Here is an 8,368-nt window from a genome sequence, read left to right as displayed (position 1 = left end):
CGGTGCCGCACGTGCGACGGAACGATCTGCACGACGTACTGCCAGATGTTGCGGCCCCCGTAGAGGAAGAAGATCAGCGTGAACAGCACCAGCACCGCCGCCGTGACGAGCTCGGTGACGGTGGCCGCGGTGGACAGCGCGCCGCTGGTCAGCTTCGCCTGATTGTTGTGCAGCGCCTCGATGGCGGCGTTGCCCGCGCTGTCGATCTGTTCGTTGCGCAGGTGCGCGGGCCCGTGGATCAGCCAGCGGCGCGTCGACTCGATGCTGTGGGTCACCTGTTCGGTCAGGCCGGGCAGGCCGTCGATGAACTGCAGGATGACGAACGCCAGGATGCCGCCCAGGATGGCGAAGCCACCCAGCAACACCAGCGCCACCGCGCCACCGCGGGGCATGCCGCGTTTGTCCAGCCAGTCCACCACCGGCACCAGCAGCGCGCTCAGCAGCAGCGCCACCAGCACCGGAACGACGATGACTTCCAGCTTCTGCACCACCCACAGCAGGGCGAGCACGGCGATCAGGATGACGAGCAAACGCCAGGCCCAGGCGGCGGTCTTGCGGACAAGGGGTTCGACCGAGGCATCGTCGACGTTTGCTGACATTGGGCCAGCCTATCCGCAGCGGGGCGCCGTCAAACGTGTCTCGGCCGTGTCCGCGCGCGTCTGCGCGTCGCCCGGAGCCATCACCGTCGGCACGATCCGGTTACGACCCCGGAACGTCCGGGACACGGTAGGCGATGCGCAGCGATCGCGGCGCCACCTGCACCGTTACCCTAAATCACGTGCCGCACGACGCACCCGCCGATAAAACCACACCCCCGCGGGAGGTGCTCCCGCCTTCTTGCGCGGGCGAGACCCCGCGCGGGAAGTACTGGTGGGCGCGCTGGGTGATCCTGGGCGCGGTAGCGATCGTGCTCGCCGTCGAGGTTTCGCTGGGCTGGGATCAGCTGGCCAAGGCCTGGATGAGCCTGTACGAGGCGAACTGGTGGTGGCTGCTCGCCTCGGTGGCGGCGGCGGCCGCGTCGATGCACAGCTTCGCCCAGATCCAGCGCACGTTGCTCAGGTCGGCGGGCGTGCATGTCAAGCAGTTGCGGTCCGAGGCGGCCTTCTACGCCGCCAATTCGCTGAGCACCACGATGCCCGGCGGGCCCGTGCTGTCGGCGACCTTCCTGTTCCGCCAGCAGCGGCTCTGGGGCGCCTCGACGGTGGTGGCGTCGTGGCAGCTGGTGATGTCGGGCGTGCTGCAGGCGGTCGGGTTGGCTTTGCTCGGCCTGGGCGGCGCCTTCCTGCTGGGCGCGAAGAACAACCCGTTCTCGTTGCTGTTCACCCTCGGCGGCTTCGTGGCGTTGCTGCTGCTGGCCCAGGCCGTCGCGTCGCGCCCGGAGCTGATCGACGGCATCGGCAGCCGGGTCCTCGCGTGGGTCAACTCGGTTCGCGGCAGGCCGGCCGAGGCCGGCCTGGACAAGTGGCGCGAGACGCTGATGCAGCTGGAGTCGGTGAGCCTGGGCCGGCGCGACCTGAGCGTGGCGTTCGGCTGGTCGATGTTCAACTGGATCGCCGACGTCGCCTGCCTGGGGTTTGCCGCCTACGCCGCCGGGGACCACGCCTCGGTGGCCGGGCTGACGGTGGCCTACGCGGCCGCCCGCGCGGTCGGCACGATCCCGCTGATGCCCGGCGGGCTGTTGATCGTCGAGGCGGTGCTGGTGCCCGGCCTGGTGTCCAGCGGGATGTCGCTGCCCAATGCGATCTCGGCGATGCTGATCTACCGGCTGATCAGCTGGCTGCTCATCTCGGCGATCGGCTGGGTGGTGTTCTTCTTCGTGTTCCGCACCGAGAACGTCACCAACTCCGACGAGGACCCGATCACCGGTCCGCTGCCCGTCGTCCCGCTCGCGGGCAACGCCGCGGCCGACCCGACCGAGGCGGCGCTGCAGGGGCCGTTACCGCCGGACCGGAATCCGGCGGATCACAACCCGGCCGATCGCAATCCGGAGACGGACGGCCAGCCCTAGCCGACGGTGTTCCCCCGCGGCGGCCCCGGCAGCGGGTTGGTCGCCGCGGGCGGCGACGCCGCCGGGGCGCCACCGGTGGTCCCACCCAACGGCGACGCTGGCGCGGGGTTCGCCGGCAGCGCGGGCAGCCCACCGGCCGCGCCCTGCGCCTGCTGGACCATGCCCAGCGCCTGCGGGATGGAGATCGGCAGCTTGCACTGCAGCGACAGGCTGGTCAGCGGCTGGGCGATCGACGTCATGTCGCCGGCCACCTTGGGGTTGGCGTCGAAGTAGGACTTCAGCCCGTTCACCGACTGCGGACCCGCCTGCTGCTGGAGCATCGAGGTCATCGTCTGGTTGGTCTCCGGGTGCGAATCAAGGTAGTCACCCATCGACTTGGACACCGAGCCGATCGTCCGGGCGACCTCGCTGGCCGCGCACGGGTCGTTCGCGCCGGTCGCCGGCGCGCCGGCGAACACCGCCGCGGCCGCTCCGGGAACCGCGGCGGCGACCAGCCCGGCGAAGATTCTGCGACCCCGTCCAGCGGTGGCTCTCGTCATGGGTAACTCCTTCGAGTTTGCGACGGACCGCCGGATGGGCGCCTCGCAAACGGCTGCAACAGACGGCCCGTTTCAGCGCAGGCATCCCCGAATCCCCCGGGGCCGCGCGGGCCATCCGACATCCTGCCACCGCCGATATCACCGCTGCCAGTCCGAACAAAGCGCCTGACGGGATATGTGATCGAAATCCCGCTTGGTCACCAGTTCACAACGTCTTCGCAGCGTCTTGGCAACAACACCGTCGTCGCAGCTCAGGAACTAGATAAGCCCGCATAATCCACAGCCTGCTGCGGTATCGTCGCCAACACGCGTTACGCGAGAACCGGGGAGCGGAAAAATCCAGCAGTTAATGATGCGCCTCAGCCGCAGCCTGCGTAAGTACCGCTGGTTGGTCTTCACAGGCTGGCTGCTGGCATTGGTTCCCGCCGTCTATCTGGCGCTGACACAGTCGGGCAATCTCACCGGCGGCGGGTTCGACGTGGCCGGATCGCAGTCGCTGGCGGTCCACGACCAGCTCGAGGAGCTTTACCACGATCAGGGCGGGTCGTCGCTGGCGCTGGTGGCCGCACCCCGTCCCGACGCCAGCTACCAGGACATGAACGACGCCGTCGCGCAGCTGCGGCAGATCGCGGCCGGCATCCCAGGTACCACCGAGATCCCCAACCCCACCCAGCGGCCGCCGCAGCCGGACCGGCCCTACGTGCTGTCGGTGCGGCTGGATTCCCGTAACACCAGCGACGTGGCCAAGCAGCTGCGCACCAAGGTCGGCATCAAGGGCGACCAGCCCGGCCAGACCGCCAACGGCCGGGTCCGGCTCTACGTCATCGGGCAGGGCGCGCTGTCCGCCGCCGCCGCGGCCAACACCAAGCACGACATCGCCGCGGCCGAGAAATGGAACCTGCCGGTCATCCTGATCGTGCTGCTCGCCGTGTTCGGCTCGCTGGCCGCCGCGGCCATCCCGCTGGCGCTGGGCGTCTGCACGGTCGTGGTCACCATGGGCCTGGTGTATCTGCTGTCCGCCTACACCACCATGTCGGTCTTCGTGACCTCGACGGTGTCGATGTTCGGGATCGCGCTGGCCGTCGACTACTCGCTGTTCATCCTGATGCGGTTCCGGGAGGAACTGCGGACCGGGCGGCAGCCCCGCGAGGCCGTCGACGCCGCGATGGCCACCTCCGGGCTGGCCGTGGTGCTGTCCGGGATGACGGTGATCGCCTCGCTCACCGGGATTTACGTGATCAACACCCCGGCGCTGAAATCGATGGCCACCGGCGCCATCCTGGCCGTGGCCGTGGCCATGCTGACCTCGACGACGTTGACGCCGGCGGCGCTGGCGACGTTCGGCCGGGCGGCCGCCAAGCGGTCGGCCCTGCTGCACTGGTCGCGCCGCCCCGAAAGCACCCAGTCCCGGTTCTGGAACCGCTGGATCGGCTGGGTGATGCGCCGGCCGTGGATGTCGGCGCTGGCTGCGTCGCTGGTGTTGCTCGTGATGGCGGCGCCGGCCGCGTCGATGGTGCTGGGCAACAGCCTGCTGCGCCAGTTCGACTCGTCGCACGAAATCCGCGCCGGGGTGGGCGCGGCGGCCCAGGCGCTGGGTCCCGGCGCGCTGGGCCCGGTCCGGGTGCTGATCAACTTCCCCGACGGCGGCGCGGCCTCCCCCGAGCACAGCCACACCGTCGGCGCGATCCGCCAGCGGATGTCGCAGGCACCCAACATCGTGTCGGTGTCGCCGCCGCAGTTCGCCGAGGACAACGGCAGCGCGCTGCTCTCGGCGGTGTTGTCGGTGGATCCCGAGGACATGAAGGCCCGCGAGACCGTCGGCTGGATGCGCGCGCAGCTGCCCAAGATCCCCGAGGCGGGCACGGCGCGGGTGGACGTCGGCGGCCCGACCGCGCTGATCAAGGACTTCGACGATCAGGTGTCCAAGACCGAGCCGCTGGTGCTGGGCATCGTGGCGCTGATCGCGTTCGTGATGCTGCTGGTGTCGGTTCACTCGGTGTTCTTGGCGTTCAAGGGTGTGCTGATGACGCTGCTGTCCGTCGCCGCCGCCTACGGCAGCCTGGTGATGGTGTTCCAGTGGGGGTGGCTGAAGGACCTCGGCTTCGCCCAGATCAGCTCGATCGACAGCACCGTGCCCCCGCTGGTGCTCGCGATGACCTTCGGGTTGTCGATGGACTACGAGATCTTCCTGCTCACCCGCATCCGGGAGCGCTTCCTGCACTCCGGGAACACCCGCGACGCGGTGGCCTACGGCGTCAGCACCAGCGCGCGCACCATCACCAGCGCCGCGCTCATCATGATCGCGGTGTTCGTCGGGTTCGCGTTCGCCGGCATGCCGCTGGTGGCCGAGATCGGTGTCGCCTGCGCGGTCGCGATCGCGGTGGACGCCACCGTGGTACGGCTGGTGATGGTGCCGGCGCTGATGGCGATGTTCGCCCAGTGGAACTGGTGGCTGCCGCCCTGGCTGTCGCGCGTGCTGCCGTCGGTCGACTTCGACCGGCCGCTGCCCGAGGTCGACCTCGGCGACGTCGTCGTCATCCCCGACGACATCTCGGCGCTGGTGGCGCCCAACGCCGACCTGCGGATGGTGCTCAAGTCCGCCGCGAAGCTCAAGCAGCTGGCCCCCGACGCCATCTGCGTGGCCGATCCGCTCGCCTTCACCGGCTGCGGCCGCAACGCCGCCCAGGCGGTCTCCGGCACCGACGAGGACCAGCCCCGCGGCCTGGGTCCCGGGCAGATCCCCCACCAGGTCGCGCTCGGCGAGGAGCGGGTCAGCGTCGGCGTGGGCGCGGCCGACAAGAAGCCCGGCTCCAACGGCCACACCAACGGCTCCCTGGCGGCCAAGAAGCTGGTCGGCGGGCTGGCCTCGCGCAACGGCATCGCCAAGGCCATCGCCGGGACCGACCGGCCGGTTCACCCGGTGACGCTGTGGCGGGGACGCCTGTCGGTCGCGATCGACGCGCTGGAAAACGACACCGCCGGGGCCGGCGACGGGCCGGAATACGAACGGCGCAGCCCGGTGGAGACCACCAACGTGCAGCTGCCCACCGGTGACCGGCTGCTGGTTCCGACCGGTGCCGAGACCCTGCGGCTGAAGGGCTACCTGATCATGAGCCGTAACAGTCGGCGCGATTATGCCGACTTTGCAGACATGGTCGATTCATTGGAGCCCGAGACCGCCGCGGTGGTGCTGGCCGGAATGGACAGGTATTACTGTTGTAAATCATCCAGGCGGCAGTGGATTGCCACCCAGTTGGTCCGTCGACTCGCAGATCCCAACCCCTGCGACCACCCGGAAGACCAGGGATCGGACGCCGACGCGGGCTCGGACTGGGAGGAAATCCGGCAGCGCTGCCTGTCGGTGGCCGTGGCGATGCTGGAGGAGGCGAGGTGACGTTGGCACCCGACCGACGCTCCGCGCCGCCGCCCCACCGGCCGGGTCCCGAACAGCGTCAACGCGGCAGTGGGCAGCCCGGGGGGCCGACCGGAGGGCCCTTCCAGGACCCCGAGCAGCCGGTGGAGTTCTGGCCGACGGCCGCCATCCGGTCGGCCTTGCAGGGCGGTGACATCGCGACCTGGAAGCGCATCGCCGGCGCGCTCAAGCGCGACCCGTACGGGCGGACCGCCCGCCAGGTCGAAGAGGTCCTCGAGGGCACCCGGCCCTACGGCATCGCCAAGGCGCTGTGGGAGGTGCTCGAGCGGGCCCGCACCCACTTAGAGGCCAACGAACGCGCCGAGGTCGCCCGCCACGTGCGCCTCTTGATCGACCGATCGGGTCTCGCCCCGCAGGAATTCGCGTCCCGCATCGGCGTCACCGCCGAGGAGCTGGACGGCTACCTGGACGGCAGCACCAGCCCGACGGCCGCGCTGATGATCCGGATCCGGCGCTTGTCGGACCGGTTCGTCAAGGTGAAGTCCGCGCGCTCGGCCGAAGCCAACTGATCTATCGCACCGGCAGCACGTCGGCGACCAGCCAGTCGCCGCCGCGCTTGGTCAGCGTCACCCGCAGCGCCGGCGCCGCCTGACTGGGCGGCTGTCCCGGGGTGTTCTGGGTGACCCGCAGGACCACCGCCACGCTGGCGGCCGACGGTCCGAGCGCCTCGACTCCGGCCGAAACCGTGGTGGCCTGGGCGGTGACGTTGTGCTGGGCCAGATCGGCGCTGGATTTGGAGTACTGCTCCTTGAACGCGGCCGCATGCTCCGGGACGATCGTCGCCGTGGCTCGGTCGATGGAATCGGTCGGGGCGGTGGGGCTGAACGACGCCATCGCCTCCGCCATGCCGGTGGCGATCTGAACGACCTTGCGGGAGTCGTTGGTGAAGTCGCTGTCCGCCCTGGTCCAGTGCGTGTAGCCGGTCGCGACGGCGGCCGTGAGCGCCGCCGCGCACAGCAGCACGACCGCCAGGCGCAGCCCCGGCGCGTCGTCATCGGTGCCGACGCTGACCGAATCGCGGCGCAGCAGCCAGAAATTGATCGCCACGCCTTCGACGATCAGCAGGATCAGCACCGAACACGCCGACACCCACCACAGCGGCCAGCCCAGCACCAACCCGATGGCCAGCAGCGCCGCGATGGCGGCCAGCGGGGCCGCGACGTCGAAGGCGAACAGCCGCCAGATGTTCCTCATCGGATCCTCACCTGATCGAAGCCAATCCGGAGATCATCAGCTTGCCGTCCACGTCGGAGACGTCCAGCCGCAGGTTCCAGTGCACGGTTTGCGGCTTGGCTCCGACGTTTTCGCTGACCGACGTGGCGATCAGCATCACCGAGTCGGTGCGGCTCGCGAACGGCGGCAGCTTGGTGGTGACTATCTCTCTTGGCGGCCCCGCGCCCGCCGGCCGGGTGTCCAGGTCACGGTGCACGGTCTCGATCGCCACGGCTTCGATGCGCCCGGCGCTCTTGGACTGCAGCTTCTCCACGACCGCCTTGTACGGCTGCACGGCGGCGTCGAAGTCGGTGTTGAGTTCCCCGACCGTGCCGTCGTGCAGCCGCTGCAGGCTGGCGTCGACGTTGCCGCTGTTCATGTTGATCAGCACGTTCGCCCACTCCGCGGCGGTCTGCATGGCCCGGCTCAAATAGCCGCGTTCGGCGACCTGGTCGCGGTGGTCGGACCAGATGACGGAGCCGAGCACCACCGCTGCCACCGACAGCACCCCGAGGACCGCGGACGCGACGCCGTAATGGGAAAAGACGCCATCGCTTTCGAATTCGTCCGCGTCGGCGTCGTCGTTCGAGTCCGCGTCGACGTCGGCTTCGGGGTCGACGTCGACGACAGCTTCATCAGCAGGTGCCTCGGTTCGCTCGCCGTCGGACATGGCCCGATCGTTGCACCCGGGAAAGATGGAAGGATGGCGGGGTGACGAATACGGCCATCCGCTCGGGCATCGACCTGAGCTTTGTCGACGACAGCATCCGCCCCCAAGACGACCTGTTCGGTCACGTCAACGGCCGCTGGCTGGCCGAATACGAGATACCGGCGGACCGCGCGACCGACGGGGCGTTCCGGCAGCTGTATGACCGCGCCGAGGAACAGGTGCGCGACCTGATCGTCGAGGCCAGCCGGCAGGGTTCGGCCGCCGGCGACGACGACGCGCAACGCATCGGCGACCTGTATGCCAGCTTCCTCGACGAGGACACCGTGCAGCGCCGCGGCGTGCGGCCGCTGCTCGACGAGATGGCCGTGATCGACGACGCCGCCGATGCCGAGGCGCTGGCCCGGGCCATCGGCATCCTGCAGCGCACCGGCGCCGGCGGCGGCGTCGGGGTGTATGTGGACACCGACGCCAAGAACTCGGCGCGCTACCTGGTGCACTTCACCCAG

General features: G+C 69.7%; 7 protein-coding genes and 1 pseudogene. 4 read left to right on the top strand and 4 right to left on the bottom strand.

The window, feature by feature from the left end:
* Window positions 1-599: AI-2E family transporter (locus A5624_RS24045; RefSeq protein WP_156749170.1), on the bottom strand; the 599-nt coding region annotated here is incomplete at its 3' end.
* A 179-nt stretch (window positions 600-778) separates the two neighbouring features.
* Here A5624_RS24045 and A5624_RS24040 point away from each other — a divergent pair.
* Complete coding sequence (locus tag A5624_RS24040; RefSeq protein ID WP_066872114.1) at window positions 779-2,008, top strand: YbhN family protein; 1,230 nt, start codon at window positions 779-781, stop codon at window positions 2,006-2,008.
* Here the strand turns inward: A5624_RS24040 and A5624_RS24035 are convergent.
* The gene (locus tag A5624_RS24035) at window positions 2,005-2,547 is read right to left on the bottom strand and encodes a hemophore (RefSeq protein ID WP_066872111.1); all 543 of its coding nucleotides are present in this window, start codon (window positions 2,545-2,547) and stop codon (window positions 2,005-2,007) included. The two genes, A5624_RS24040 and A5624_RS24035, sit on opposite strands and share 4 nt — an antisense overlap.
* Before the next feature lie 349 nt (window positions 2,548-2,896).
* Between A5624_RS24035 and A5624_RS24030 the strand changes: the two genes are divergently transcribed.
* Both A5624_RS24030 and A5624_RS24025 read left to right on the top strand, forming a co-directional pair.
* The gene (locus A5624_RS24030) at window positions 2,897-5,941 is read left to right on the top strand and encodes an MMPL family transporter (protein WP_066872107.1); all 3,045 of its coding nucleotides are present in this window, start codon (window positions 2,897-2,899) and stop codon (window positions 5,939-5,941) included.
* A complete protein-coding gene (locus A5624_RS24025; RefSeq protein WP_066872104.1) occupies window positions 5,938-6,489 on the top strand; it encodes a hypothetical protein in 552 nt (183 codons plus the stop codon). The genes A5624_RS24030 and A5624_RS24025 overlap by 4 nt, the downstream gene beginning before the upstream one ends.
* A 1-nt stretch (window position 6,490) precedes the next feature.
* On the opposite strand, the gene A5624_RS24020 is transcribed toward A5624_RS24025, so the two are convergent.
* Entirely contained in the window at window positions 6,491-7,174 is a 684-nt protein-coding gene (locus tag A5624_RS24020; protein ID WP_066872101.1) for a hypothetical protein, read from the bottom strand.
* 7 nt (window positions 7,175-7,181) lie between these two features.
* Entirely contained in the window at window positions 7,182-7,862 is a 681-nt protein-coding gene (locus A5624_RS24015; protein WP_066872097.1) for a hypothetical protein, read from the bottom strand.
* A gap of 41 nt (window positions 7,863-7,903) precedes the next feature.
* On the opposite strand from A5624_RS24015, the pseudogene A5624_RS24010 reads away from it, so the two are divergent.
* Window positions 7,904-8,368 (top strand): annotated as a pseudogene (locus A5624_RS24010) (peptidase M13); the annotation flags it as partial.

The sequence above is a fragment of the Mycobacterium sp. 1482292.6 genome (assembly GCF_001672995.1).
GTDB classification, from domain to species: domain Bacteria; phylum Actinomycetota; class Actinomycetes; order Mycobacteriales; family Mycobacteriaceae; genus Mycobacterium; species Mycobacterium europaeum_A.
The sequence above is the reverse complement of the archived record's forward strand: the minus strand, read 5'-3'. Positions and strand labels throughout refer to the sequence as shown.